Below are 25548 nucleotides of genomic sequence, written 5' to 3' on the forward strand. Positions count from 1 at the left end.
ATGGTCGACCGTTTCCTCAACGGCTTCATCAAGTGGGCCGCCGACCAGGTCGTTGACATGCTGGGTGGCGTCCTGGCGTTCCTCACCTCGGCGATGTTCTTGTCACCCGACGTCACCGTGCTACCTCAGGTGCAGATGATCGCCGCCAGGAGCGCTCTGATCGTCAACGCCTGTTTCGGGTTGGCGATCGTCACGGTCGGCATCGCGGTGATGGTCAGCGGATCCGTCGAAACCCGTTACAAGGTCAAGGACCTTATCCCTCGGCTGGTGGTCGGGTTCGCGCTGTCGACGTTCGCCGTTCCGCTGTGCTCCGTCGTCATCGAGGTCGCCAACGCGCTGACCGTCTCGATGGTGGGTCCCGCCACACCGACCGTGGACGCGGTCAAGATGGCTCGTACCCACGTGATCGCCGCTCTCGCCGACTCCCGCGTCGCCGTGGTCGCGTTGTTGGTCGGCGTACTGATCGTGGGACTGCTGTTCACGCTCGTTGTGGGGTGGCTGGTCCGTGTCGGCGTCCTGATCATCTTGGCGGCGGTCTCTCCGCTCGCCTTAGCCGGGTTCAGCTTGCCGTGGACCGAGGCACTGGCTCAGCTGTGGTGGCGTGCCCTGCTCGGCTGCCTGGTGACCCCGACCCTTCAGGCGATCACGCTGTCCATCGGTATCGAGCTGATCCTCGATCCGCGGTCGAGCATCCCGGTACTGATCGGGCTGCCGCAGACCGACCTGCTCAACCTGCTGGTCGTGGTCGTCGTCCTGTGGGTGACCGTCGCAATCCCGGGCTTCGTCCGCCGCCTCGTGAAACAGGCCCCCGGCCGCAACCTCGGCGCCGTCGCGGCGCGCGCCGTCATGTACCGGTCCCTCGGTCGACAAGCCCGACGTCAGAGGCAGACGCCAGCGACGCGCGTTCACGTCAGCAACCACACCCACCACCACTACCGCCGTCTGCGCCGTGGCGTCCTGAACCGGGAGAGCTGATGCACGACATCGACGACGCTCCCCGCGCAGTGGTGCCCGCCAACATCAACGAGCCCGACAAGATCGCGTTCGGACTGACCTTCCGCCAACTGGCCATCGTCGGCGGCGCAGGTCTGGCCGGATACACCACCTACCGCCTCGCCGGCCACCTGCTCCCGCCCACGGCATGGCTGCTCATCGCGGCGGTCGTCGGCGCTATCACTGTCGTCGTCGCGCTCGGCCGCCGTGATGGGCTTCCGCTGGACGTGTGGCTGCGCAACGGCATCAGCTTCACCAGCGCCCCCCGAACCCTGACGCCCGGCTCACCACAGAGCAGCGCCCTCGCCGCTGTCGCGGGTGAAACGGTTATGCCCGCGCCGCTGCGCCTTCCCGTCACTGCGGTCAGCCAGGGCGGCGCGATCAGCAGTGAAGGCGTTGACCGTGTGGTCATCGCGTGCGGCACGACGAACATTCACCTGCGCACCGGCGATGAACAGGAAGCGCTCCTTGAGGGATTCGGTCGGTTCCTCAACTCGCTGACCGGTCCGGCGCAGATCGTGGTAGCGGCTCAACGCCAAGACCTGTCCGGGCATGCCGAGGCGATCGCGGGTTACGCGTCCCGGCTGCCGCACCCGGCGTTGCAGGCGGCAGCGGAGGACCACGCCGCGTTCCTGCTCGACCTGGCCGCCGGCCGTGATCCGCTGCGCCGCCAGGTCCTCACGGTCGTCACAGGCTCGCACGCCGCCGATGCCGCGACTCGCGCGCTGACGGCTCTCGGTGTCGACGCCGCCGCTCTTGACGGGCCGGCGGTCACAGCCGCGCTCGCCGGCATGGTCGACCCGTTCTCCCCGCCCGTGCCTGGCCCCCGCGCGGCGCCCGGCACGCCGATCACCATGCGGAGAAATCCATGAAGACGCTCCTCAAACCACCAAAGCCCGCCCAGCCCGGCGCTGGGATGCCGTCGCCGGCTGCGTTGCAGGTCGCCGCGTCGCACGTGCGGGTCGGCGACGGCTACGCCGCCACCTACGTGGTCTCGGGCTACCCGGCCGAGGTCGGCCCGGCCTTCCTCGATCCGCTCCTGTCCTACCCGGGTCGTGTCGACGTGGCTGTCCACATCGAGCCGGTGGCACCGCAGATGGCCGCGCCCCTGCTCCGACGCCAGCGCAGCCGCCTGGAGTCCTCACGTCGGATCGACGCCGACCATGGACGCCTCGGTGACCCGCTCGTGGAAGCCGCCGCAGAGGACGCGGCTGATCTCGCCGACCGCGTTGCCCGCGGTGCCGCGAAGCTGTTCGACACCGGAATCTACGTGACCATCCACGGCCGCGACCTCGACGAGCTGGCGGTGGTCACCGCGGGGGTCAAGGCGGCTGCCGCAAGCGTGCTGCTCGACCTGCAACCGGCGACGTTCCGCCACCAATAAGGCTGGGTTGCCACACTGCCCCTCGGCACCGACCCGCTGCGCGTGCGCCGCGTACTGGACACCACCGCCCTCGCCGCCACCTTCCCGCTCGCCTCAGCGGACCTGGCCGCACCTACCCCGGGAGTGGTGGCGCCGCACGACGGCGTGCTCTACGGGGTCAACACCAGCAGCAACGGTGTCCTGGTCTGGAACCGGTGGGCCCAGGACAACCACAACTCCGTCGTCCTGGCCCGCAGCGGCGCTGGCAAGTCGTACCACGTCAAGCTCGACGTCCTGCGCAACCTCTACCAGGGCACCCCCGTATCCGTCGTCGACCCGGAAGACGAATACGTACCGCTGGCCGAACACGTCGGCGGCGCGATCGTGCAGCTCGGCCGGGCCGGCGTGCGCATCAACCCGCTTGACCTGCCCGCCGATAGCCGCCCGGACACCCTGACCCGTCGCGGCCTCTACCTGCACACGCTGATCTCCGTCATGCTCCGCGCCACCCCACCACCCGCCGAGAGCGCCGCCCTCGACAGGGCGATCATCGCCACATACGCCCGCGCCGGCATCAACACCGACCCCGCCACCTGGACCCGACCCGCGCCACTGCTCCGCGACCTCGCCGACACGCTGTCGGCCGACGGTGACCCGGCCGCGGCGCAGCTCGCCGCCCGGCTCGCGCCGTGGACCGTTGGCAACTTCGCGAGCCTGTTCGACGGGCCCACCACCACCCAAGCCCACAGCCACCTGGTGGTGTGGTCGCTACGGCATCTGCCCGACGAGCTGCGCACCGTCGGCACCCTGCTTGCCCTGGACGCCATCTGGTCGAGCATCGACGCACCCACCGACACACGGCGCCGGCAGCTCGTCGTGGTCGACGAGGCGTGGTTGTTGCTGCGCGACGGCGCGGGCGCCCGTTTCCTGTTCCGGTTGGCGAAGGCTGCACGCAAACGAAGTGCTGGACTGTGTGTGATCACCCAGGACGCCGCGGACGTCCTGTCAACCGAACTCGGCCTGGCTGTGGTTTCGAACGCGGCCACCCAGGTGTTGATGCGCCAGTCCACGCAGTCGATTGACGCGGTGGCCGAAGCGTTCGACCTGACCGCCGGCGAGGCCCGGCTACTGCTATCGGCGCCCCGCGGCGAAGGGCTGCTCGTGGCCGGGCGCAACCGCATCCCGTTCCGTTCCGTCGGGTCGGCCAGCGAGCACCAACTCGCCGTCACCGGGATCGGCGAAGCCCCATGACATCCATCCCGACCTGGCCGATCGACGCCTGGCACTGGACCGTCGCGCGGCCATGGCTCGCGGCGGTCGCCGTCGCCATCGTGGCCGCCGGACTCCTCGGGCACAACCGGGTGCGGGCGTGGCGGCACCGGCGCATGACAGGCGGCGCGCGGCTCGTGACGATCGCGCCGCCTCCTGAGGTCACCGCTGAATCGGCTGCCCTGTTCTGGACGGTGCTGGTCGGCGTCCTCACTCCGTCGGTGTGGCGTCGCCGAGTCTTCGGGATCCCGCACGTCGCCTGGGAGTACCTGTGGTCCGGCCGAACCCTGACCATCCGCGTGTGGGTACCCGGGACCGTGCCACCCGGCGCCGTCGAGGCCGCCGTCCGGGCCGCCTGGCCCGCCGCAACGCTCACCGTCACCGAATCCGACCCGCCAATCCCGGTCGGCGTCGGCGAGCAGGTCGGCGGAGCGCATTGGCCGCAGCACACTACCGTGCTGCCGCTGCGCGCCGACCACGACGTGGATCCGCTGCGAGCGCTCCTCGCCGCCGGCGCCAACGTGCGCCAGCACGAACACGCGTGCGTGCAGGTCGTTGCCCGACCAGCTCGGGCGTCCCGCGTCCGGCGAGCTCGCATGACGGCGGCCAGAGAGCCCGAAACGTGGATTTGGGCTCTCCTGGTTGGATTCAGTCTCTTGTTCGGCCTGGCTTGGGTTCTCAAGGCAAACACCAGTAACCGACCCGTAGATTTCATGATCCGCCTGAGTGCCGATCTGACCACGTACTTCAAGATTCAAGCCGACATTCAGTACCGCGTCCCGAGCAACGCCGGCAGCCAGCCGGCCACGATCGAGGGGCAAGCAACGCCACTGACTTCCGACGACACCTCGGCCGAAGAGCCACCGGCCCTCGGGTCCGCGGAAGGCGGTGATGAGCCTTAATGGACTTGCGGGCGGCGTTCGCTGGAACGCCGCCCGGTCCACAACCAAAGCCACCAGCCATGACTGCTAGGGCGACCTGGCTGTGAGGACTTGCTCGACTCGCGCTCGCAGCTGCGGGTACGCAATTCGCGCAGTCGTGGCAACTCTCGTCGCCGTCCACCAGATGATTGCAGCGATGTAGGCCAGGGTGATGGCTCGGTTGTTCCCGAGGCTGGAGACGCTGAAGCCGCCGATCGTGAGGATTGCGGCGGTGAGCAGTTGCAGGCGTCTGCTTCGGATGAGGGTCACGGCGATGGCGAGACCGGTGGCAGCGCCGCCGATGCGGATGATGATCGACGAAAGCCCTGGACTGATTTGCGCGGAGACCGCGTAGCGCATCGCGAGGATGCCGAAGCTGCCCAGCAGGACGGCGGACACCGGGTGCCGCAGTTGGGTGAGCCAGGCGGCGACCGCCGCAGCAGGAATCGATCGCGCGAGTGCGGCGACAAGCAGCGCTCCGGCAGCAACGGGTACAGCGGGCACGATCGCGTGGGATGCGTACTCCGTCGTGATGGCGCCGACGAGCGCGCCGATGGCCAAGCCGTACAGCGCCGCGATGACGATCCCGAGCGCGCCAGCACCGGCGAAGGTGGCGCGGATCAATGTGGTGCCCTCGCTCACGTTGGAGTCGCCGGCCAGGTAGAGCGTCGGGAGAAGGTGGGCGACCGACCAGGCGGTGAGGACGGCAACGACGGCGGCGGCCGAGATCAGTTCCTCGGCGAGGTGGACGGTCAGACCGGTCGGACTGTCACCGGTCCACAGGGTCATCGCGACCGCCGCGAGGAGTGCCATGGAGGACGCCGCGAACAGGGCTGGACGGATGAGGTCTGTCGGGCGGAGTTTCACGCGCGGCAACTCGGCCGGGACCGCTGCTCGCACTTCGGAACCTACCGCCGCGGTTAGCGCGCCCTCGGCTGCGGCGATGTCGGTCCGGACTGGAACCTGCGGCTCGTGACAAGTCGTCGATGCGAGAACCTGTTTCATGCCCGGCATTGCTGCGTTGCCGCCGGCCAGCACCACGAGTGACAGGTGAGTGCCGGCGATGTCAGCCGCGGATAGCACTTCAGTAACGGCAGCACTGAGGGCCGCTAGCGCGGGCTGGACGATCTTGGCGAGGTCGGTTCTGTCTACGACGACGGGCGGGTACGGGTCGTGGAGAGCGACGGCTGTCCGTTCGTGGTCGAACAGATTTACCTTCGCGTCCTCAGCCGCCGCGAGCACGGATCGCCATTGGGGATCTTGCAGGTCCGCTGCTGAGGCGGGCTGGCCCGGCGGTGTGACTGCCGCTATGAGGTGGGCGGCGACGAGCTGGTCGAAGTCGCGCCCTGACGCGCCCGCTGCCACGGTGGTGGCGAGCTGCTGAAGTCCGTGATCGTCGTGTTCGAGGACGGTCAGCGTGGTGGCCGCTGCTCCCGCGTCACACACCAGCATGTATCCGCCGGCCGTTGTGCGGTTGGCGGATGTCGAGGCGAGGTAGGTGGCGATCGCTGCCGGTGCCGAGACGAAGACGACGTTCGTGAAACCCGCCGTGGTGGCCGCCTCGCGCAGCGCGTCGCGCCGGATCCGGCCCCACGCTGGCGGGACGGTCAGCGTGACCAAATCGAGTTGGTGTCCGGCGATGCGGGTCGCCTCTGCCTTGATGGCCGTCAGGATTGCGGCGAAGACCTCGACCGCGTCGACCGTGCGGTCGCCGAGTTGGATACTGGCGCCAGCGATGGTCAACATCGGGTCGGCTAGGTAGCGGTCGGGGTGCTCGAGCGCTGCGGCGCGTGCGGCTGAGCCGACGAGAAACCCGCCGTCGGGCAGGGCGAAGACACGGCTGCGCATGCGCGGCGACCCGTCCGGCATCAGCGGCAACCGTGCGCCACCTGGTAGCGCCAGGACGGCCTTGGTGGTGGCCGAACCGATGTCAACGCCGAGACGGGCAGTCACGGACATTGATGCAGTCTGCCCAGCCTCCCTGTCGCCCGCCGACCGATTGTCGATGGGTGATCAAAGATGTGCGGATCGTGAACATTTCTCGATCGGAAGGTTGAGATGTGACCGTCGATGCGAGTAAACGCGAAGTACCTGCCTGCCCGCTGCCCCCGGAGGCTGCCCTGACCCGATCTCCGGATCGGCCGACCCGCGACCGAGACGATCTCCTTCGCCAGGAGACCGTCTGGCGCGCTCTACCCCCAGCCCGCAGGCCCACCCTGGCGCAGCGGGTCGTAACGTTGGTGCGGACGGTCGGCGCCGCGCTGACCTTCGCCGTGTGGCTGGTTGGAATCCCGGTCGCTCTTGCGCTCGTCGCGGGGTGGCCGGTGCCCTCGACCCTCCCGACGGGACGGGAGATCCTGGACGCCCTGTCGCAGCCGGACCTGCTCACCGAGCAGAACTTTCTCAAAACCGCGGCCGGACTCGTCTGGCTGATGTGGGGTCTATCCGTCGCGTACACCGCATACGTATTGGCCGCCGTCGCGCGGCCGCGTCAGCGTCGAATCCCTGTTCCGAGGCTCGTCCGCCGGGTCGTCACCGGCCTCGTGGGTTCGATCTCCGTTGCGGCCACGGGTCAAGCCGCCGCCATTGCAGCGCCCGCCGTCACGGCCCCCGCTGCGCCAGAGCTCGAACTGCCAAACCAGGTCGCGGCGGAGCCTCAGCCTTCGACCGACCCGGCCGCAGGTTCGACGCCTACGGCGCAGTCCAGCCCCACGCCGTATCGGGTGGTTCGCGGCGACACGCTGTGGGACCTCGCGGAGGACCGCCTCGGCGACGGCCAGCGGTGGGACGACATCTACGACCTCAACAAGGGCCGGCGCCAGCCCGACGGCCAGGCTCTGCGCGATCCCGACCTGATTCAACCGGGGTGGAGACTCATGATCCCTTCGGCGCCGGCGGAGGACGTCACACCCACTCCCACGAGCCCGAAGGAATCAACCGAAGATCCGCGGCCAACGCCTCCTGAACCACCCACACCAGCGCAAGCAGCCCCGACGCCCTCGGCACACGCGGAGGCGCGCCGGGACGTCCATGTCACCAGGACAGATGACGAAGGCGTTGAACTCTCCGACGGAAGCTGGATTCCCTGGACTCTGGTCGGCGGACTCGCGACCGTCACGGCTGCCGTTTGGGCCCAGCGGCGCCGCCGATACAGCGGCAAGGATGCCGAGAATCTGCCGACCATGCCGGCGCCGGCCCTCGTCGCGATTGACCGCGTCGCGGCGAGGGACCGGAAGCAGCACTCGGACGACAGACGGGTCCCAGCCGACAGCAGTGCCACCTCGTCTATGCCGCTGTCAGGAGTCAGTGCGCTGGTCGGCGATGGCGGGTTGGGCGTCGCGCGTTCCGCGCTGGTGGCAACTCTCGCCGTTGCCTCCACCGACCACACCGAGTTGCGCGGCGAGGTCGTGACCGATCGGGCGTCGCTGGTGGCGATGCTCGGACCCGCCGCGGGCGTGCTCGGTGGATGGGCGCGGCTTCACGTAGCAGCGGACGTGTACGAGGCCGCCGGCATTCTCGAAACGCGGCTACTGCACCGCGCCCGAATCCTCGAAAGCCAAACGTCGGAAGAACCGCCTCCACCGTTGTTGTTCATCTGCGCCGCGCCGCAACAGCCCGACCGAGGCCGCTTGAGCGCGATCCTCGACCAGGGCCGCCCCTTGGGCGCAAGCGCGCTCCTGCTCGGTGAATGGTCGGCAGACGAGACGATCACCGTCAGCAGCGACGGCACCGTACGCGGCTCCGACGGCCGGCCTCCGTCGCGGCTCGCTGTTCTCACCGTGCGCGCCGCCAATGAGGCCATCAACGCGTTGCGTGAAGCTCAGACAGGCGAGACAGCGGGCGCTCCAGCCAGTGTCGACCTCGTGCCACTTGTGGCGCCCCGCGCCCTGGAAGCCGCGACAGCAGCGCCCGCCATCGTGGCCGTATCTGCTGCCGACCAACCGGCGGCGAAGGCCCGGCTACGTGTCTTGGGGTCGCCAGGAATCGACGACATCACTGAACCCGGCCGCCCACTGCGGGCGAAGGCTCTCGAAGTAGCAGTGCTGTTGGCCTGTCACCCCGACGGCCTGACGACCCGTGACATCGGCGAACACGTCGAACCTGATGCCAAGCTCAAACAAGCCGACGAGCGTGTCCACACCAACGTCTCCAACCTCAGACAGGTGTTCGGTCGAGCGGCAGGCAAGCGCTCCGACGCCTACGTCGTCAGGACCAGCGGCAGGTATCGGCTCGATCGCGTCTCCGTCGACGTCGACCTCTGGGAACTGCGCGACCTGCTTCGCAACGCTGCCACGGCCAACCACGGGAAACGACGTCGACTGCTTGAAGCGGCATGCGAGCTGTATACCGAGCCGCTAGCGGCGTCGAGCCTCTACGACTGGATTCAGCCCCACCGCGAGGCCGTCCGCCGATGGGGAACCGAGGCACACCTCCAACTAGGAGAGCTGCTCCTCGCTGAGGATCCCGCCGCCGCCTCCGCGCTTCTGGACAAGGCGATCAAACTCGACAGGTTCAACGAGGCGCTCTACCGGCTAGCGATGCGCGCCCGCCACGCACTCAACGACACCGATTCCGTCGACACGCTCCTGCGGGCCCTGGCCCGGGCGCTTGCCGAGATCGACGCCAAGCCCGCTCAGGAGATCACTCAACTCGCGCGCCAACTCCAGGCCCGCTGAGCATCTGCCACCAACGGCGGCGACGGCATCGAGCCGGTGCCGCCCCGAAGTACGCCCTGGCAAGTCACGGTCATCAGAAGGAGGACGCCATGAAGACGATCACATCACCTCGCCCGGGACCCCTCCAGCGCCCGGCATGTCCTCGGACGGCCTATGGCGGAACCGGCTAAGCCCGCGCGGAGGCAACAGAAGATCCGGACCACGCCGGTGGTCGTCGAGCCGCCACAGACGTCGCCTCTCTCCGAGGCCGACCGCCGACAGGCGGTGACCGCGCTGTCTGCCCTCATCGCCGAATGGTGGGAGCGCCAGCAAGCCGACGAGCCCCCAGCTCGCCCATCCGCAGAACCGCCTCCGCACTGACGGATCACCCCACACCGGCCGGCATGACGCCCACGCGTCGTGCCGGCCTTTCGTTGTTTCCGCAGCTCAGACCACTCGCCAAGCTTGACCGACTCCACCCAATGGCGGACGGTCGACCTGGCGAACCCCTCAAATGATCTTGAAGGGCCATTGACCCGTGTCTAGGAAGGCTCGAAACACCGCACTGCGGCGGAGATTGGAGGAAGCACCGTCTCGCCGCGTCGCGATCTACCTTCGGCGCTCGACCGATGAGGACAACCAGCCCTACAGCCTGGAAGCCCAGGAGACGAGGCTCCGAGCGTTCGTGGCCTCACAACCGGGCGACTGGCAGATCGTGAAGATCTATTCCGACGACGCCTCCGGCGCCACGACTGACCGCGAAGACCTTCAGAAGATGCTGCGTGCCGCGAGGGTCGGCATGTTCGACACCCTGCTGGTCTACCGAGTCGACCGCTTCTCCCGCAGACTGCGTGACCTCGTCGCGCTCCTCGACGACCTCGAAGACGCCGAAGTGGTCTTCCGCAGTGCCACCGAACCATTCGACACCTCGACCCCGGTCGGTCGGATGCTGGTCCAGATGCTCGGCGTATTCGCGGAATTCGAACGCGAGGTCATCATCGACCGCGTCATCGCCGGCATGGAACGCAAGGCGGCCAAGGGCCTCCTTACCGGCGGCCGGGTCCCGTTCGGCTACGCCAAGGACGCCGAGACCGACAACTACATCATCGACCAAGCGCAAGCGGTCACCGTCCGTCTGATCTTCGACCTCTACACGAAGGACCGCCTCGGCACACGCGCCATCGCCAATGTGCTCAACGACCGCGGACTGCGTACCCGTGCCGGCACCCTGTGGTCGCAACGCTCGGTCGAGTATGTGATCACCAACCGGCAGTACCTCGGCGAGAAGAGCTTCCGCGGGATCAGAGTGATCGACGCACACGAGGCGATCATCAAGCGGCGTCAGTTCAACGACGCGCAGCGCATCCTCGCCCAACGCAGCGAGCGCATCGGCCAGCGCGCGGCCAACGCCTCCGACTACACCCTCACCGGCAAGATCTCTTGCCCATCCTGCGGCCGCAAGTACATCGGCACCCCGGCGCACGGCCGCACCCGGCGCTACCGGTACTACACCTGCTGGAGCCGCAACCGCTACGGCACCAAAGCAGGCTGCCGGATCCACCGATTCAACGCCGACGAAATCGAACAGGCGATGGAACGTGCCTTGATCGACTTCTTCACCAACGCACACGAGGTCATCGACGACGCCATCCGCGCCTTCATCGCCGACCACGCAGCCGCCGCCGGCAACCACCGCGACGAACTCGCCACGATCAAACAACAGACCAAGGAAACCGCCAACGCCCTGGACCGCTACCTGACCGCTTTCGAGAAAGGCACCCTCGACGACGAGGACCCCGACATCCAGGCCCGGCTCACGAAGCTCAAAGCCCGCTCCAAGCAGCTACGTGACCGCCGCGCTGAGATCGAGTTCGACCTCGATGAGCCGCTGAGGGCGCCAACTCGTGCCGAACTCAACGTTATCCGCGACCACATAGCCGAGACCGTCCGCGAGGGCAACGCAAAAGCGAAGAAGGCCCTGTTCGAGGCCCTGATCGAAAACATCACGGTCACCTCGGCCAGCACCATCGTGCCGAACTTCCGCATCCCCCTCGGGGCGACCGACGGGATGGCGACCGAAGCGCCATCCCGTGATCAACAAGATGCGGACAGCGCGGTTCGCGCACTGCCACGTTTGGTGGGGTCGGCGGGACTCGAACCCGCACTGAAACGGACCTAAACCGTTTGCCTCCTGCCAATTGGGCTACGACCCCGTGGGCGCGAGCGCGCGTTAGCGCGTGCGCCCCGGACATTCTGGCGTACGAGCGTACGGCTTGCTAGTCGAGTCCCAGGTCGCGGCGCAGTTTGGCGACGTGGCCCGTGGCTTTGACGTTGTACAGGGCGTGTTCGATGCGGCCCTTCTCGTCGATCACGAAGGTCGACCGGATGACGCCGGTGATCGTGCGGCCGTAGGACTGCTTCTCGCCCCAGGCACCGTACGCGGTCAGGACCTTCTTGTCCTCGTCGGACACCAGCGGGAAGGTGAGGGCGTCGTGTTCGCGGAACTTCGCCAGTTTGGCCGGCTTGTCCGGGGAGATGCCGACGACCTCGTAGCCTGCGGCCTGCAGCGACGCGAGCGAGTCACGGAAGTCGCACGCCTGCTTGGTGCATCCGGGTGTCATCGCCGCCGGGTACGCGTAGAGGACCACCTTCTTCCCGCGCAGGTCCGCGAGCGTGAGGGTGTCGCCGGTGTCGGTGGGCAGGGCGAAGTTCGGTGCCTCGTCGCCGGGGCTCAGGCGTTCCGTCATGCGCCCGACTCTACCGCCGGGGTCCCGGAGGGCTCGTCGTCCACGGGGCGGCGGGCCGCGGGCAGGGGTGGGCGCTGCGCCGACGACCGCATCCGGAGCGCGGCCGCGCCCGCCACTCCGGCGCCGGCGGCGATGACGACGGCGACCAGGAGGCGACCGAAGAGGCCGGACCACGGCACGGGTACGACGCCGTTCGTGAACGCCGCCGCATTGCTCACGCCGGCGAAGATGGCCACGCAGACACCGGCCAGCGCCAGCGCGAAGTCACCGGCCGGCCGGCGGGTCAACGCGAACACCCCGGCGGCGATCGCGGCCAGGCCGGTCAGCACCGGCCAGATCTGTCCCGCGAAGAGCCCGCCGAGCACGGCGCCGAAGCCGGAGTTGCCGGCGTCGACCTCCCGGCCGACCGAGTAGACCACGGCCGCCACCCCACCGACCGCCGCCACCGCAGCCAGGACCGGGAGCACCCAGCGGACCGGGGCCCCGGCAACAGAAACAGAGCTGCGCACGGTCAAAGAAGAGGTCAACCGGCGCAGCCGGCCGACCAGCCCCAGGAACGCGACCGCCAGAGCGGCGACCACCACCCAGGTCCACCACACCGTCCCCGACGGCGGCGGCACCCAGTCCAGCGTCCCCCGTACCTCGAGCGTGTGCACCCCGTCGACCCGCAGCGGAACCACCCAGTCCCGTACCCGCTGCGCCCGGTTCGGCGCCGCAGCCACGGAAGGCGGAGGTGTCGACAGCATCCAGTGCGAGCGATGATCATGCCACCGCACCACCGGCACGGTCGACGCCTGGCGCCAGGTCGGCGGCAGCGTCGGGTCGGCCATCGGCGGCAGCGTGGCCTCGCCGGTCAGCGTGGCGTTGAGGTAGACGGCCGGGGAGTGCACGTTCTCGTACACCCCGTCCGGCCGTACCTCCAGGTAGGGCTCGTTCTGGTAGCCGAGCACCTCGACCGTCGTACCCGTGTGGTTGGTGAGCTCCAACCGCGCACCCGCCTCGACCGCGCGGACCCGCAGGCCCGGGCTGGCCGGGCTGACCGCCGTCACCACCGTGCGGTAGTCGGTGCCGTCCGGCGCGTCCGCGCCATGCGCCCAGGCGGGCGAGGCCGAGACCAGCACGCCTCCGAAACAAAGAGCAAGACCCAACAACACACGCACGGGCCAGAACCCTACGCGGCGTTCACGGCGGCCACGATGGCGTCCGGCGTCGGGTTCGGGATGACCTGGCCGTTGACCACGACGGTCGGGGTGCCGGTGACGCCGGCCTTGGCGGCCGCGTCGGTGACCGAGGCGACCCATGGCTTGTAGCGGCCCGAGTCGATGCACTGCCCGAAGCTGCCCTGGTCGAGCCCCATGCCGGTGCCGATCGCGATCAACTGGCTGTTCGACAGCCCGGCGCTGCCTTCAGCGGGCTGCTGGGCATAGAGCGCGTCGTGGTACTCCTTGAACTTCCCGCCGTCGGCGGCGCACGCGGCGGCCGCGGCCGAGCGGGTCGAGTACTCGGTGGTCGACGCCGGGTCCAGGTACGCCACCGTGTTGTAGGTGACCTTGATCTTGCCGTCGTTGACCAGATCGTTGATCGCCGAGCCGCTGGTGGCCTCGAAGTCCTTGCAGTGCGGGCAGATGAAGTCCTCGTAGAGCTGCACCTGCACCGGACCGGTGCCGAGCGTCTCGCCGGTGGTCGTGGTGGCCGACGCGGGCGCGACCAGCGGGCCGGCGTCGGAGCGCTGGCTCTGGTAGACCCCCCACCCGATTAACCCGGCGATCACCAGGACGGCCACCGCCGCGATCGAGACCCACATCGTGCGCTTGCGGCGACGTTCGGCCGCAAGCTGCTTGCGTACCACCTTGGCAGCGCTCTTGCCCTGTTGGCGTTTGCTCATGTCGTGCCCTCCAGCCACCTGTCGATGGACAACCTGGTGCGGGGCCAGACGAGAAGGAATGCGGCTAGGACCAGGAAGCCGAGGTCGCGCGCGATCTCCGGCGCGTAACTGGGGCTCTGACCCGCGGCGAGTTGGCCCCCCGAGCCGAAGCAGCCGCAGTCGATGGACAGCCCGCGTGCCCACGCGGACGAGATGCCGGCGATGAAGACCAGGAGCAGCGCGGACGAGATGGCGGCGGCCGCGCGGGTGGCGAGGCCGACCACGAGCAGCACGCCGAGGGTGATCTCGACGAACGGCAGGGCAGCCCCGATGACCTTGGCAACTTCGAAAGGCATCACCTGGTACGCGTTGACCGCGCGCCCCGAGCCGGCGAGGTCACCGACCTTGGCGGCACCGGCGAACAGCCAGACGGCCGCCAGCCCGAGCCGCACGAGGGTGCCCAGCCACGGCCGCAGGCCCGGCCAGGTCACGTCACGGGTCAACGTCGTCACGCTCATATAGTCGCCCCGTATTGGCCAAAGGTTCCAATGCTCAGCTTTTTCCCAGTTTTCTGATAGCTGGGATTCAGCTTGCGCCGGCCTCGTCCAACACGGCGACGAGCTCGGCCCGGGCGCGCGCGACCCGCGACCGGATGGTGCCGACCGGCACCCCTTCGACCTCGGCCGCCTCGGTGTAGGAGAGGCCGATGAGCTGGGTGAGGACGAACGCGCTGCGGCGGTCGGCGGGCAGCCGGCGCAGCAGCTCCGCGCTGGCGAAGCGCTGGGCCGGGTCGGGCTCGGCGGCCGCCATCACCGACCGCTCTGGCTCCGGGTGCGCCTCCAGGCGCGACCGCAGCCGCCGGCGGCGGACGACCGAGCGCAGATGGTCGGCGCAGGCCCGCCGGGTGATGCCGAGCAGCCAGGTGCGGGCGCTGGATCGTCCCTCGAAGTCGGGCAGCGACCGGAACGCCCGCAGGTAGGCCTCCTGTGCCAGGTCGTCCGCGGCGTCCGGATCGACCAACGCTGCGGCGAGCCGCCAGACCTCGGTCTGGGTCGCCCGCACGAAGGCGGCCTGGGCGACCGGGTCACCGCTGCGCGCGGCGAGCGCCCAACGGGTCGCGGCATCGAGGTCGACGGTGCTCGTGGGCACGGCCTCGGGCGCGCGCTGGGCGGGTATCATGGCAACCCAATGTACGCGGTCGACCCCTCCGCGCGGCCGCGCGACGGACGCCGTGTCGTCCGCCACGCCGACCTGAGAAATCGCCGGGAACCAATCACCGCTCGCGGACGACTACCTGACCATGATGTGCGAGCACGTCCGGGGAGCGCTGTCGGCGCGCCTCGATGGGGAGGCGGTGCCGATCCCCGTCGAGGAGATCGACGCGCATACCGCCACCTGCGCCGGTTGCCAGGCCTGGCTGACCAGCGCGCAGCGGCTCGACCGCCTGGTCAGGGCCACTCCGGCGCCCGCACCGGACCTGACCGCCAACGTGCTCGCCGCCGTCGCGGCCGACCGGCACCGGCGGTCCGACGAACCCGCCGGCCGCCGCCAGGTACTCCGGGTCGCGGTCGGCGTGCTCGCCCTCGCCCAGCTCGTCTCCGCCACGCCGGCGCTGTTCGGTGCCGAGACGGGTGCACATGCCACCCGCGAGATGGCCTGCTTCGACATCGCGCTCGCGGTCGGCTTCGCGCTCGCTGCTCTGCGCCCCGAGCGCGCCCGCGCCCTGCTGCCCATCGCCATCGTCCTGGCCCTCTGCCTGGCCGTCACCAGCGCCGTCGACGTGGCCGGCGGGCGCGCCGCCGCCGTCCACGAGTTCGGCCACCTGGCCGCCGTCGTGCAGGCCGCCGCGCTGTGGGCCCTGGGCCGCGGCGCCTACCGCGGCACCCCGCTGACCACCGCGACCGCGGCAGGTCGCGGGTGAGCAAGGTCGTCTCGCGGCTCGTCATCGTCGCCGCGCTGGTCGTCGGCTGGGCGGCCCTCTTCCTCGCTCCGGCGGCACCGGCCAGCGCACACGCGGTCCTGGAGAGCACCAGCCCCGCCGCCAACTCGATCGTCCCGGCCGCTCCGCCCGAGGTCGTGCTGACCTTCAGCGAGGATGTCCGGCAGGTTCCGGACAAGATCCACGTGGTGGCGCCGGACGGCTCGCGCGCCGACACGGGCGCTCCGGTGTTCGGCGACGCCGCGGTCCGGATCCCGTTGAAGCCGGGCGGGGCCAACGGCACCTACCTGGTCAACTACCGGGTGATCTCGGCGGACAGCCACCCGATCGCCGGCGCCTTCACGTACTCGGTGGGTGAGCCGTCGGCCGCGCCGACCGACAGCAACGCGCCCGCGACCGAGGAGAGCACCGCCCTCAAGATCGCGTTCCCGATCGTCAAATATCTCGGGTACGCGGGCCTCGTGCTGCTGATCGGCCCGGCGATGGTGCTCGCGCTGCTCTGGCCGCAACGGTTGGCACGGGCGGCACCGAGCCGGCTCGCCTGGCTCGGGCTCGGGCTCGTCGGGCTGTCGACGGTGGGCGAGCTGTTCCTGCAGGCGCCGTACACGACCGGCGGCGGCTACTTCGACGGCGGCGCGTTGCGCGACGTGCTCGGCAGCACGTATGGCACCGCCCACCTGATCCGCCTCGGCGTGCTCGCGGCGGCGGCCTTCCTGCTCCGCCCGGTGCTCTCCGGCCGCAGCGGGGTCGCCGACCGCGTACTGCTCGTCGTGCTCGGCGTGATCGGGTTGGCCACCTGGCCCATCTCCGGCCACCCCGGCGCGTCCCCGGTGCCGGCGGTCTCGGTCGTGGTCGACATGGCCCACCTCGCCGGCATGGCGGTCTGGCTCGGCGGGCTGGTCATGCTGTTCGCCTTCCTGTTCCGCCAGGCGTCGCCACGCGAGCTCGGCGCGATCCTGCCGGTCTGGTCGCGCTGGGCGACGCTGGCGGTGACCGCGCTGTTCCTCGCGGGGGTCGTCCAGGCGCTGGTCGAGGTCTCGACGATCAAGGCGCTCTACTCGACGACGTACGGGCAACTGATCATCGCCAAGGTCGTGCTCTTCGGTGTGGTGCTCGGGGTGGCAGCGTTCTCCCGCAACCAGGTCCGCAAGCACGCGGAGCCGGACGACCCGCGCCCGCTGCGCAAGGCCGTCCTGATCGAGATCGCCGGCATCGCGGTCGTGCTCGCGCTGACCTCGGTGCTGGTGCAGACCACGCCGGCCCGCACCGCGTCGGCCACGGTCGCCGCGGGCGCGGAACAGCCGGGCTACTACTCGGCCATGATCACCACCAGCCCCAAGCTCAACCTGCAGGTCGAGGTCGATCCCGCCAAGCAGGGCAACAACGACATCCACCTGTACGCGTACACGAAGGACAACAAGCCGCAGGTGGTCGTGGAGTGGAAGGGCACCGCGTCGTTGCCCTCGGCGGGGATCGAGGCCATCGACATCCCGCTGCTGGGGCTCGCGCCCACCCACGCCAGCGGCGCGATCCAGCTTCCGCGTCCCGGGCAGTGGGAGCTCAAGTTCACCGTCCGGATATCCGACATCGACCAGGGCACGGTGACCGCCACCGTGCCTGTCACGTAGGAAGGCTCACCCATGATCCGTAGCCGGCTGGCCAAGGCCGCCGCTCTCAGCGTCGGCGCCGTCGTGGTCGCCCTCGGCGTCGCCGGACCCGCGTTCGCGCACGTCACCGTCAACCCGAAAGAGGCGACGCAGGGCGGGTACGGGCGGCTGGCGTTCCGCGTGCCCAACGAGAGCGACACCGCGTCGACCGTCAAGCTCGAGGTGAACCTGCCCGAGGACGCCCCGGTGGCGTCGGTGTCGACGATGCCGGTTCCGGGTTGGACGGTGGCCGTCGAGAAGCGCAAGCTTGCGACGCCGCTGACCGTGCACGGCAGCCAGGTGACCGAGGTGGTCGGCAAGCTGACCTTCACGGCGGCCGCCGGCGGCGGGGTCAAGCCGGGCGAGTTCCAGGAGTTCCCGGTCTCGATGGGCCCGCTGCCCGAGAAGGACCAGATGATTTTCAAGGTCCTCCAGACGTACTCGGACGGCGAGATCTCCCGCTGGATCGACGAGCCGGTCGAGGGCGGCGAGGAGCCGGAGCACCCGGCGCCGGTGCTGAAGCTGGCCGCGGCAGCCGACGAGGCTGCCGCTCCCACTGCCGGGCCGACGGTTGCGGCCGTCGCCTCGTCTGACGACTCCTCCTCGGGCACCGCGACCGGCCTCGGCATCGCGGGTCTGATCGCCGGTGTGCTCGGCCTGGTGCTCGGCGGTCTCGCCTTCATGCGTGCGCGGCCGTCTTCCGGCTCATAGCTCTCTTCGCTCGGCGGAACCCGCCGGTCCGGGGCGTTGTCCCTGGACCGGCGGGTTTTTTCTTTGTCCGCGTGCCACGCCATCTGCGTCGTGTGTTCGGATCGTCACGTTGAGTACAGTTTGTCCGGTAACGCGATCAAGGGGGAGACGCTGATGCGGGTCGTACGCACGGTCGCCGGTCTGGTGTTGCTGACCATCGGACTGCCGGTGCTGCTGGTCGGTGGTGCACTGTGGACGCTCATGCAACATCGGGACGCGGGTGGCGCGTTCAGTGGCTCCCTGGAACAGGTGTCCACCACCGGGCGCGCGATCGTCGTGCCGGACGTCGACACCCTGCTGCGCGAAGACGCCGCGTTCGTCCGCGCCGGCGACACCCGGATGCGGTTGACCGTCCCGGGGGAGACCTTCCTCGGCCTGGCGCCCGCGGCTTCGGTGCGTGAATACCTGGCCGGTGCGGCGTACTCCCGGGTCGACGCCGTCACCGTCGCGCGCGGCGACCTGCCGGTGCGGATCGCGCCGGTGGACGCGTCGGGGTTGGCCGGTCCGGCCGCGTCGGACGTGGCGCCGGGCAGCCAGTCGTTCTGGACCCGGCAGGGCAGCGGCAACCTCGAATGGACGGCCGACGAGGTCGAAGGCCGCGAGGTCAGCCTGGTCATCATGCGGGTCGACGCGACACCGGGGCTCACCGTCGACGTGCGTGCGTCGGCGACGCCGGGCTGGCTCGCGCCCGTCACCTGGACGCTGGTCGCCCTCGGCGCGCTGCTGCTGGCCGCCGGGATCGTCTCGCTGGCCTGGCCGGTCCGGTCCCGCGAGGTGGTCTTCGTGGTCGACCCGAGCCAGGTCCCAGAGGTCTCCGCCCGGCTCGGCGGCCTGGAAGGCCCGGCGGGCCCGCCACCGGTCTGGCCGGCACTGCCCGCGACCGAGGTGGCCGAACCGCTTCCGGTGCTGGCCGGCGACGAGCCCCGGCCGGCCGACGGCACCTGGCCGCAGTGGCCCTCCGACAGCACGCCCGGCCGCCCGGCCACGCTGGCCGACGCGCTCGCCGGCGCCGGCAAGACCGTGCCGCCGCCGCCCGGCCCCGCCTGGCCCCCGGCGCAGCCAGGCGCGGCGGACCGGACGCCCGACCCGGCGCAGCCGAACGCATGGCGCCGTGCCGAGGCGGCCCGGCTCGCGGGCCTGCCCGCGGTGACCGCCGCGGCGGCGCAGCTTTCCGTCGAGTCCGTGCCGACCTCGGACGCCCCGGCCGGCGCGGCCACCGCGATCCCGACCGAGTCCGGCCCGCGCACCCCGTCGCCTCGTGCGGAGGCCGACGCCGACCAGGACGGCCCGCCGACTCCGGGCGTGGCCCACCTGCGCTCGGTCAAGACCGACGGCCCGGAGCGGCCGGCCGGCAAGCGCGGTTCGCGGACGGCCACCAAGAAGCGCCCGGTCGTCTTCGTCGACACGGCGGTGGAGCCGACCGGCGAAAGCCCGGACCGCCCGGTCGTCGCGACCCGCACCCGCACCAAGTCGGCACCGCAACCACGCGACGCCGCCAGCCCGCAAACCGCGCCGGCCAACACCGAAACGGCGCCGGCATCGACCGACGCGGAGCCGACCGTCGCCGGGTCGGCGACCAGCGTGTCGGTCGAGCCGACAGCGGCCTCCGTCGACTCGACCACCGACGCGGATGCGGTCGAGGCGCGGCCGGCGGTCGCTGGGTCGGTGACGGGTGCGTCGGTCGAGCCGACGACGACGGCTGTTGTCTCGACCACCGACGTAGAGGTGGCTGAGGCGCGGCCGGTGGTCGCCGGGTCGCCGACCGGTGCGACGACGACCTCTGCGGGATCTACCACCGACGTGTCGACATCAGGCGACGTCCTCGTGGGTCTTGGCCGTTCCGAGACGGCAAGTGCCGCCGCGCCTGCCGCGGGCAAGACGGCGAAGCGCAAGCCCCGTCGCACCGCGGCGAGCGCACCAGCCCTGCTCACCGAGGCGGAGCTGGCGGGCGGCGCCGCCGAGCCCAAGGCGTCCAGCGCCGCGGAGATCGGTGCGGCTGGCGGGACGGTCGCGGCGCGGGCCGGCGCGGCTGCCGCCGGCGGGCCGAAGGCGGCCAGGTCGACGAAGTCCAAGAAGCGTGACGCGGCGGTCGCCGACGTCGTGGAGCCGACCACGGCGGTCGCCGACGTCGTGGAACCGACCACGGTGGGCACGGAGGTCATCGAGTCGACCGGGTCCGACGCGGACCAGGCGGATGCTGAGCACGGCACGGTCTCGGCCGGCGCTCCGGTTGGCACCGGCGCCATCGTCGGGACGACGGGCGACCCGGCGCCGGAGGCGGCGGCCAAGCGCGCTCGTCGGACGACCCGTGCGAAGAAGGCCGCCGACCCCGAAGCCGCGGCGAAGCCGACCAAGGCGACCCGGACCCCGCGCCGGAAGGCGGAAACCGAAGCCGCGCCCGAAGCCGCGCCCGAAGCCGCGCCCGAAGCCGCGCCCGAGGCCGCGGTCGAGACCCCGGTCGAGACCTCGGTCGAAGTGCCGGGCGGGACCCCGGCGAAGGCCGCGCCCAAGGCTGCGGTCGAGACCGAGGTCGAAGTGCCGGCCGGGACCCCGGCGAAGGCTGCGGTTGACGCTCTGGTCGAGAGCTCTGTGAAGGCCGCGACCGAGGCGCCGGTCGAAGCCCCGGCCAAGGCCGCAGTTGAGCCTCCGGCGGAGGCCGTGACCGACTCTCCGGTCAAGGCAGCGGCCAGCGACGGCAAGGGTGAGTCGGCCGTGGCCGGTACTCCTTTCGGGGGAATGCTCGGCAATGCGGCTCCGGCCAAGGCGCGGCGGCGGAAGACCGCTGCTGGGCTGCCGGCGCCCGAGGCCACCGACGCGGGGCCGGCGCACACCGCGGTCGCCGCGCTGGCCGCCAAGCGGCCCAACACCGCCGCCCGCCGGCGCCCCGCGAAGGCGCCGAACGCCCGTCCGACCGACCAGGCAAGCTAGCGAAACCCCGGGAAAAACAGAGCGTCCCTTCGCGCTGCCGACGCGAAGGGACGCTCTCACCGGGGGAACGGTGCAACTGGAGAACTTGATCCGTTAATGCCAGTTTAACCCTTCCGGTGTCGACTGGCTAGGTCTGTCCAGTTCTAGGCGGTTCTGGTGGGCGGATCCGCGCGCGGGCCGGTAGCAGGGCTACCAGTGCGAGCGCTGCCAGGACGTACAGGTTCCGCAGGAGGAAGTCGCCGATCGTGCGGGTCGGGTCCGGGGCTATGCCCCAGTCGATGAAGGTGTTCACGCCGTACAGGGCGACCGCCAGCGTCCCGCCGGCCAGGGCCAGGTCCCGCCGCCGTCCCGAGTCGACCAGGACGACCAGGGCCGGCACGAACCAGAACACGTGGTGCGGCCACGTGATCGGGCTGACCAGCGCGCCGACCAGGCCGGTCAGCGTCAGCCCGGAGAGGTCGTCCCCGGCGCGGAAGGCCCGGGCCGCCCGCCACATGCCGAAGCCGGTGACCGCCAGGGCCAGCAGCAGCCACCAGATCTTGGCCGGTTCGGAGGGCGCTACCAACCTGGCCAGCAAACCCTGCAAGGACTGGTTGCCCGTGTAATCAGGGCGGCCGACCCGCTCGGTCGAGAACAGGGACGACGTCCAGAACTGCCACGAGTCGCGCGGTGCCACCGCTGCGGCCAGCAACGTCGCCACCACGGCCGTGCCCGCCGACACGGCTGCCTCCCGCCAGCGGCGGGTGACCAGGAAATACAGGATGAAGATGCCCGGGAACAGCTTGATCGCCGTCGCGAGGCCCACGCCGGCGCCCGCCCAGAACCACCTGCGGGGCACGGCGTGGCAGAAGTCCGCCAGGATCAGCAGCACGAGCAGCATGTTGATCTGGCCGAAGAAGTACGTCTCGCGGCTCGGCTCCACCGCCAGCGCCACCGGGAAGAGCAGCCCGGCCAGGAGCCAGCGGGGCGGGCCCCGGCGGTCGGCGATCGGCGCGGTCAGCCACCAGGCGGCCACGGCCACGGCAGCGACCGTGAAGACGCAGAAGAACCCGATCGTGAAGCCGAGCGGCACAGCCGCGAACGGCCGCAGCAGCAGGGCCGCGAAGGGCGGATAGGTGAAGTACAGCTCGCCCTGGACCCGGTCCGGCTGGGCGTAGTCGTAGAGCGGGTGCCCGTCGGCCCACCAGCGCAGCGCGCTCACGTAGATGCGCAGGTCGAAGAAGTCGCGGCGGGCCGCGTACACCCAGATGAACGCGACCGAAGCGGCGGTGAGCGCGATCACCACGGCGATCCGCCGTGCGGTGCCGGGGTTGATCTTCATGGGTGGCGCTGCTGCCTGCACGCCCGGCAGCCTAGTGGAGGCTCACCGAGAGCGACCTGCGCGTAGGCTGTCGATCGTGGCTGATCTTCTGGTCTGGATCGACTGTGAGATGACCGGGCTCGACCTCGGCAAGGACGCGCTGGTCGAGGTCGCGGCGTTGGTGACCGACCCCAACCTGAACGTCCTGGGTGAGGGGGTCGACCTGGTGATCCACGCCTCCGACGCGCAGCTCGACGGCATGCCCGACGTGGTTCGGGAGATGCATGCCAAGAGCGGGCTGACCGAGGAGGTACGCCGGTCGACGGTCACCCTCGAACAGGCCGAGGACCAACTCCTGTCCTACATCACGACGTACGTGAAGGACCCGCGCACGGCGCCGCTGTGTGGCAACTCGATCGCCACCGACCGCGGTTTCCTCGCCCGCGACATGCCCCGGCTCGACGCGCACCTGCACTACCGCATGATCGACGTGTCGTCGATCAAGGAGCTGTGCCGGCGCTGGTACCCGCGGGTCTACTTCGGCCAGCCCGCCAAGGGCCTGGCCCACCGCGCCCTCGCCGACATCCGGGAGAGCATCCGCGAGCTCGAGTACTACCGCCGGACGGTGTTCGTGCCCCTGCCCGGCCCGGACGTGGAGACCGCGAAGGCGATCGCGGCGGAGCTTTAATACCCTGTCGACGGGGCCGGGCGGCGTATGGCTATCATTGGTCGGCGCCTCGCCCGGCGGAAATGCCGGCGCGGGTCGACATGGTGGCTGTAGCTCAGTTGGCAGAGCACCGGGTTGTGGTCCCGGGTGTCGGGGGTTCAAATCCCCTCAGTCACCCCACCGTGTGACGGCTCGACCGGGTTTCCCGGCCGGGCCGTTTCGCTTTGTGATCAAGAAAGCGATCGCCCGGGGCGGCGGCGCTCGCTCACCCGTCATACCGTTCGGCGGTGACGCAGCCAACCCCTCCGCCGCCAAAGCCACCCACCTGGCCCTGGCTCGTCGGTGCAGCGGCTGCCTTCGTCATGATCCTCGGCCTCTCCGCCGGCACTCTCCTGGCGTTGCGCGACAGCGACGGCGACGGCGACGGCGACCGCGAAACCGTGGCACCACCGCCACCGGTCGGTCAGACCGATCCGAACACCGCGGAAGAACCGATGCCCCGGATCACCACGGCACCTGGTGAGTCGCCCAGGCCGTGGGCGATGGGGAAGGACGTCACGATCAGCGGCCGTGGCGACCGGACCGTCGACGTCGGGCTCGTGCCCGATGCCGTGTACGTCGCGACGATCACCCACGACGGCACGGCGAACTTCATGGTCGACACGCTCGGCGACGGCGGCCGCAACGTCGGGCTGATCGTCAACGCACAGGGCGACTACTCCGGTGAGCGCACCGTCGGCCTGGCCGAGTTCGACACCGTGGCGGCGGTCCGGGTCCGGGCGGACGGCAACTGGAAGATCGTTCTGCGCGACGTCAGAAAAGCGCGGAAGTTCACCGGCAAGGCGACCGGTCGCGAGCCAGCGGTCTTCCTGGTGCCGAAGGACGCCGGTTTCAGCGCACGGCTCACGCTCAGCTACCGCGGGACCGGGAACTACGTCATTCGCGGCTACGGCGAAGACAGCCGGATGGGCCTGCTCGAAGACGGCATCGGCCCGTTGAGCTGGTTGGTCCACCTGCCGCCGGACACCCGGGTGATCGAGGTCGACACGCAAGGCGACTGGGACCTCGAAGTGCTGCCCTGACGGCGTAGCGTCGGAATCGTGGAGATCCGCGGGGTGAACTACGACACCGGCCAGAGGCTCGACGACTTCCACACCAGGTCGGTGTTCGACGACGACGCGGTGCGCCGCGACATGGCGGCCATCGCCCAAGACCTCCATGCCACTGCGGTACGCGTCTCCGGCGACGACCCCGACCGGATCCTCACGGCCGGCCGGCTCGCCGCCCAGGCCGGGCTCGACGTCTGGTTTCTCGCCGTTCCCCTACGACCTCGACGCCGCCGAGCTGGTCGGTTACCTGACGGGTGCGGCCGAGCGTGCCGAGCTCCTGCGTCGCGAGACCGAGCGCGAGGTCGTCATGGTGCTCGGCTGCGAGATGACCCTGTTCTGCAAGGGCTTCGTGCCGGGGGAGGGGCTGCCCGGCCGCACGGCCACGATGACGAACCCGGCCACCTGGGCCACGGAGGAGGGCCGGGCGCCGCTGCTGGCCGGTTTCCAGCGCGCCCGGGACACACAGCGCGAGACCGTCGCCGCCGCCCGGCAGGTGTTCGGCGGCCGGCTCACGTACGCGGCGGGAATGTGGGAGCAGGTCGACTGGGACCAGTTCGACATCGTCTCGGTCGACGCCTACCGGGACGCCGGCAACGCCGAGCGCTATGCGGACGAGCTGCGCGCGTACCACCGCTTCGGTCGTCCGGTGGTGGTCACCGAGTTCGGCTGCTGCACGTACCGGGGAGCGGCCGACCGCGGCGGTCTGGGTTGGACGATCGTCACCGAGGACGGCACGATCCCCGCCGAGTACGAGCGGGACGAGGCTGAACAGGTCCGCTACCTGCACGAGCTCGACGCCGTGTTCGACGAGGAGCGGGTCGCCGGCGCGTTCTGGTTCACCTTCGCCGGCTTCGAGTTGCCGCACCGCCCCGACGACCCGGCGCACGACCTGGACCTGGCGTCGTACGGACTGGTGGCGATGCGCCCGGACGGCGGCTGGGAGCCCAAGCTGGCCTTCCACGCCGTGGCGGCGCTCTACGGCGGTCAGCCGGCCAGGTAGGCCTCGGTCAGCCGGCTCGGTGCCTTGGCCAGCCACGCGTCGACCAGCGCGGTCTCCAGCGTGACCCGGTCGACCTCGGAGAGCTGGATCAGCACGGCCGCGTAGCCGTCGAAGTGCGAGATGGTGAAGACGCCAGGCGCGCCCGCGGCGAGCACCGCGTCCTTCTCGGCCAGGTCACCGACCGCGGTCGCGACGATCGGACCCTCGGGCACCGGCTCGTCGCCGTACCGCTTGATGTCGGCCTTGCTGAACGGCCGCTCCCACGCGAACACCTTGCCCGCCACCGACCAGGCGCGGCTGCCCCGCCGGTCGACCATGTCGGTCTCCGGCAGCCGAGCCGCCAACTGCGCCACGTCGTCCAGGGTCACCATGCGCGAACGGTACGGCAACCCGTCGCG

At 70.4% G+C, this 25548-nt stretch carries 20 protein-coding genes, 2 tRNA genes and 1 pseudogene; 14 read left to right on the forward strand and 9 right to left on the reverse strand.

Annotated features, from left to right (window positions below; genetic code table 11):
* From CHC05_RS06950 to CHC05_RS06965, 4 genes and pseudogenes are all read left to right on the forward strand, one after another.
* On the forward strand, window positions 1-975 hold the full coding sequence (locus CHC05_RS06950; protein WP_089245838.1) for a TrbL/VirB6 family protein: 975 nt from the start codon (window positions 1-3) through the stop codon (window positions 973-975).
* A complete protein-coding gene (locus CHC05_RS06955; RefSeq protein ID WP_089245840.1) occupies window positions 975-1865 on the forward strand; it encodes a PrgI family protein in 891 nt (296 codons plus the stop codon). The genes CHC05_RS06950 and CHC05_RS06955 overlap by 1 nt, the downstream gene beginning before the upstream one ends.
* Window positions 1862-3607: pseudogene (locus CHC05_RS06960) on the forward strand (VirB4 family type IV secretion system protein). Before CHC05_RS06955 ends, CHC05_RS06960 begins: the two are co-directional and overlap by 4 nt.
* Window positions 3604-4527: a hypothetical protein gene (locus CHC05_RS06965; protein WP_179266076.1), complete on the forward strand. Its 924-nt coding sequence runs from the start codon at window positions 3604-3606 to the stop codon at window positions 4525-4527. Before CHC05_RS06960 ends, CHC05_RS06965 begins: the two are co-directional and overlap by 4 nt.
* Window positions 4528-4593: 66 nt before the next feature.
* Here the strand turns inward: CHC05_RS06965 and CHC05_RS06970 are convergent, their stop codons facing one another.
* On the reverse strand, window positions 4594-6504 hold the full coding sequence (locus CHC05_RS06970) for an Hsp70 family protein (protein WP_089245842.1): 1911 nt from the start codon (window positions 6502-6504) through the stop codon (window positions 4594-4596).
* 281 nt (window positions 6505-6785) lie between these two features.
* Between CHC05_RS06970 and CHC05_RS06975 the strand changes: the two genes are divergently transcribed.
* Entirely contained in the window at window positions 6786-9221 is a 2436-nt protein-coding gene (locus CHC05_RS06975; protein ID WP_089245844.1) for an AfsR/SARP family transcriptional regulator, read from the forward strand.
* Between the two features lie 517 nt (window positions 9222-9738).
* On the forward strand, window positions 9739-11379 hold the full coding sequence (locus CHC05_RS43390; protein ID WP_425426715.1) for a recombinase family protein: 1641 nt from the start codon (window positions 9739-9741) through the stop codon (window positions 11377-11379).
* On the opposite strand, the gene CHC05_RS06990 is transcribed toward CHC05_RS43390, so the two are convergent.
* From CHC05_RS06990 to CHC05_RS07015, 6 genes are all read right to left on the reverse strand, one after another.
* Window positions 11336-11413 (reverse strand) — tRNA-Leu (locus CHC05_RS06990). The two genes, CHC05_RS43390 and CHC05_RS06990, sit on opposite strands and share 44 nt — an antisense overlap.
* A gap of 63 nt (window positions 11414-11476) precedes the next feature.
* Window positions 11477-11947, reverse strand: a complete 471-nt coding sequence (bcp, locus tag CHC05_RS06995; RefSeq protein WP_089245846.1) for a thioredoxin-dependent thiol peroxidase — start codon at window positions 11945-11947, stop codon at window positions 11477-11479.
* On the reverse strand, window positions 11944-13068 hold the full coding sequence (locus CHC05_RS07000) for a hypothetical protein (protein ID WP_179266077.1): 1125 nt from the start codon (window positions 13066-13068) through the stop codon (window positions 11944-11946). The genes bcp and CHC05_RS07000 overlap by 4 nt, the downstream gene beginning before the upstream one ends.
* A gap of 50 nt (window positions 13069-13118) precedes the next feature.
* Window positions 13119-13832 carry a DsbA family protein gene (locus CHC05_RS07005; protein ID WP_089245848.1) on the reverse strand — a complete coding sequence of 238 codons (714 nt, stop codon included), beginning with the start codon at window positions 13830-13832 and terminating at the stop codon, window positions 13119-13121.
* Window positions 13829-14329 (reverse strand): MauE/DoxX family redox-associated membrane protein, encoded by a 501-nt coding sequence (locus CHC05_RS07010; protein WP_089245850.1) that lies wholly within the window; start codon window positions 14327-14329, stop codon window positions 13829-13831. Before CHC05_RS07010 ends, CHC05_RS07005 begins: the two co-directional genes overlap by 4 nt.
* A gap of 67 nt (window positions 14330-14396) precedes the next feature.
* Entirely contained in the window at window positions 14397-14990 is a 594-nt protein-coding gene (locus CHC05_RS07015) for a sigma-70 family RNA polymerase sigma factor (RefSeq protein WP_089245852.1), read from the reverse strand.
* Between the two features lie 124 nt (window positions 14991-15114).
* Between CHC05_RS07015 and CHC05_RS07020 the strand changes: the two genes are divergently transcribed.
* The 4 genes from CHC05_RS07020 to CHC05_RS41315 all read left to right on the forward strand — a co-directional run bounded on the left by CHC05_RS07020 (window position 15115) and on the right by CHC05_RS41315 (window position 21074).
* Entirely contained in the window at window positions 15115-15732 is a 618-nt protein-coding gene (locus CHC05_RS07020) for a zf-HC2 domain-containing protein (RefSeq protein WP_179266078.1), read from the forward strand.
* Window positions 15729-17378, forward strand: coding sequence for a copper resistance CopC/CopD family protein (locus CHC05_RS07025; protein WP_179266079.1), 1650 nt, complete (start codon window positions 15729-15731; stop codon window positions 17376-17378). The genes CHC05_RS07020 and CHC05_RS07025 overlap by 4 nt, the downstream gene beginning before the upstream one ends.
* Before the next feature lie 12 nt (window positions 17379-17390).
* A complete protein-coding gene (locus CHC05_RS07030; protein ID WP_089245856.1) occupies window positions 17391-18107 on the forward strand; it encodes a YcnI family protein in 717 nt (238 codons plus the stop codon).
* A gap of 153 nt (window positions 18108-18260) precedes the next feature.
* Window positions 18261-21074: a hypothetical protein gene (locus CHC05_RS41315; RefSeq protein WP_089245858.1), complete on the forward strand. Its 2814-nt coding sequence runs from the start codon at window positions 18261-18263 to the stop codon at window positions 21072-21074.
* A gap of 127 nt (window positions 21075-21201) precedes the next feature.
* Here CHC05_RS41315 and CHC05_RS07040 read toward each other — a convergent pair whose 3' ends face one another.
* Window positions 21202-22395, reverse strand: a complete 1194-nt coding sequence (locus CHC05_RS07040; RefSeq protein ID WP_089245860.1) for a glycosyltransferase 87 family protein — start codon at window positions 22393-22395, stop codon at window positions 21202-21204.
* A gap of 76 nt (window positions 22396-22471) precedes the next feature.
* Here CHC05_RS07040 and orn point away from each other — a divergent pair, with 76 nt between their 5' ends.
* The 4 genes from orn to CHC05_RS07060 all read left to right on the forward strand — a co-directional run bounded on the left by orn (window position 22472) and on the right by CHC05_RS07060 (window position 25150).
* The gene (orn, locus tag CHC05_RS07045; protein WP_281257647.1) at window positions 22472-23062 is read left to right on the forward strand and encodes an oligoribonuclease; all 591 of its coding nucleotides are present in this window, start codon (window positions 22472-22474) and stop codon (window positions 23060-23062) included.
* An 83-nt stretch (window positions 23063-23145) separates the two neighbouring features.
* Window positions 23146-23221 (forward strand) — tRNA-His (locus CHC05_RS07050).
* Between the two features lie 107 nt (window positions 23222-23328).
* Window positions 23329-24123, forward strand: a complete 795-nt coding sequence (locus CHC05_RS07055; RefSeq protein WP_144022505.1) for a hypothetical protein — start codon at window positions 23329-23331, stop codon at window positions 24121-24123.
* Between the two features lie 136 nt (window positions 24124-24259).
* Entirely contained in the window at window positions 24260-25150 is an 891-nt protein-coding gene (locus tag CHC05_RS07060; protein WP_218824461.1) for a glycoside hydrolase family 113, read from the forward strand.
* Here CHC05_RS07060 and CHC05_RS07065 read toward each other — a convergent pair.
* Window positions 25135-25521 (reverse strand): MmcQ/YjbR family DNA-binding protein, encoded by a 387-nt coding sequence (locus CHC05_RS07065; RefSeq protein ID WP_089245866.1) that lies wholly within the window; start codon window positions 25519-25521, stop codon window positions 25135-25137. The genes CHC05_RS07060 and CHC05_RS07065 overlap by 16 nt on opposite strands.
* Window positions 25522-25548: the final 27 nt, after the last annotated feature.

The organism is Asanoa hainanensis, from assembly GCF_900188485.1.
In the GTDB taxonomy this organism is placed as follows: domain Bacteria; phylum Actinomycetota; class Actinomycetes; order Mycobacteriales; family Micromonosporaceae; genus Asanoa; species Asanoa hainanensis.

Bases quoted from the DNA above. Each gene is read 5' to 3' on its own strand.
- CHC05_RS06955 (WP_089245840.1), top strand. From the start codon at position 975: ATGCACGACATCGACGACGCTCCCCGCGCAGTGGTGCCCGCCAACATC.
- CHC05_RS06950 (WP_089245838.1), top strand. From the start codon at position 1: ATGGTCGACCGTTTCCTCAACGGCTTCATCAAGTGGGCCGCCGACCAG.
- bcp (WP_089245846.1), bottom strand. From the start codon at position 11,947: ATGACGGAACGCCTGAGCCCCGGCGACGAGGCACCGAACTTCGCCCTG.
- CHC05_RS07060 (WP_218824461.1), top strand. From the start codon at position 24,260: ATGCCACTGCGGTACGCGTCTCCGGCGACGACCCCGACCGGATCCTCA.
- CHC05_RS07005 (WP_089245848.1), bottom strand. From the start codon at position 13,832: ATGAGCAAACGCCAACAGGGCAAGAGCGCTGCCAAGGTGGTACGCAAG.
- CHC05_RS07015 (WP_089245852.1), bottom strand. From the start codon at position 14,990: ATGATACCCGCCCAGCGCGCGCCCGAGGCCGTGCCCACGAGCACCGTC.
- CHC05_RS07010 (WP_089245850.1), bottom strand. From the start codon at position 14,329: ATGAGCGTGACGACGTTGACCCGTGACGTGACCTGGCCGGGCCTGCGG.
- CHC05_RS07020 (WP_179266078.1), top strand. From the start codon at position 15,115: ATGTGCGAGCACGTCCGGGGAGCGCTGTCGGCGCGCCTCGATGGGGAG.
- CHC05_RS06965 (WP_179266076.1), top strand. From the start codon at position 3,604: ATGACATCCATCCCGACCTGGCCGATCGACGCCTGGCACTGGACCGTC.
- CHC05_RS41315 (WP_089245858.1), top strand. From the start codon at position 18,261: ATGCGGGTCGTACGCACGGTCGCCGGTCTGGTGTTGCTGACCATCGGA.
- CHC05_RS07040 (WP_089245860.1), bottom strand. From the start codon at position 22,395: ATGAAGATCAACCCCGGCACCGCACGGCGGATCGCCGTGGTGATCGCG.
- CHC05_RS07030 (WP_089245856.1), top strand. From the start codon at position 17,391: ATGATCCGTAGCCGGCTGGCCAAGGCCGCCGCTCTCAGCGTCGGCGCC.
- CHC05_RS07065 (WP_089245866.1), bottom strand. From the start codon at position 25,521: ATGGTGACCCTGGACGACGTGGCGCAGTTGGCGGCTCGGCTGCCGGAG.
- CHC05_RS06970 (WP_089245842.1), bottom strand. From the start codon at position 6,504: ATGTCCGTGACTGCCCGTCTCGGCGTTGACATCGGTTCGGCCACCACC.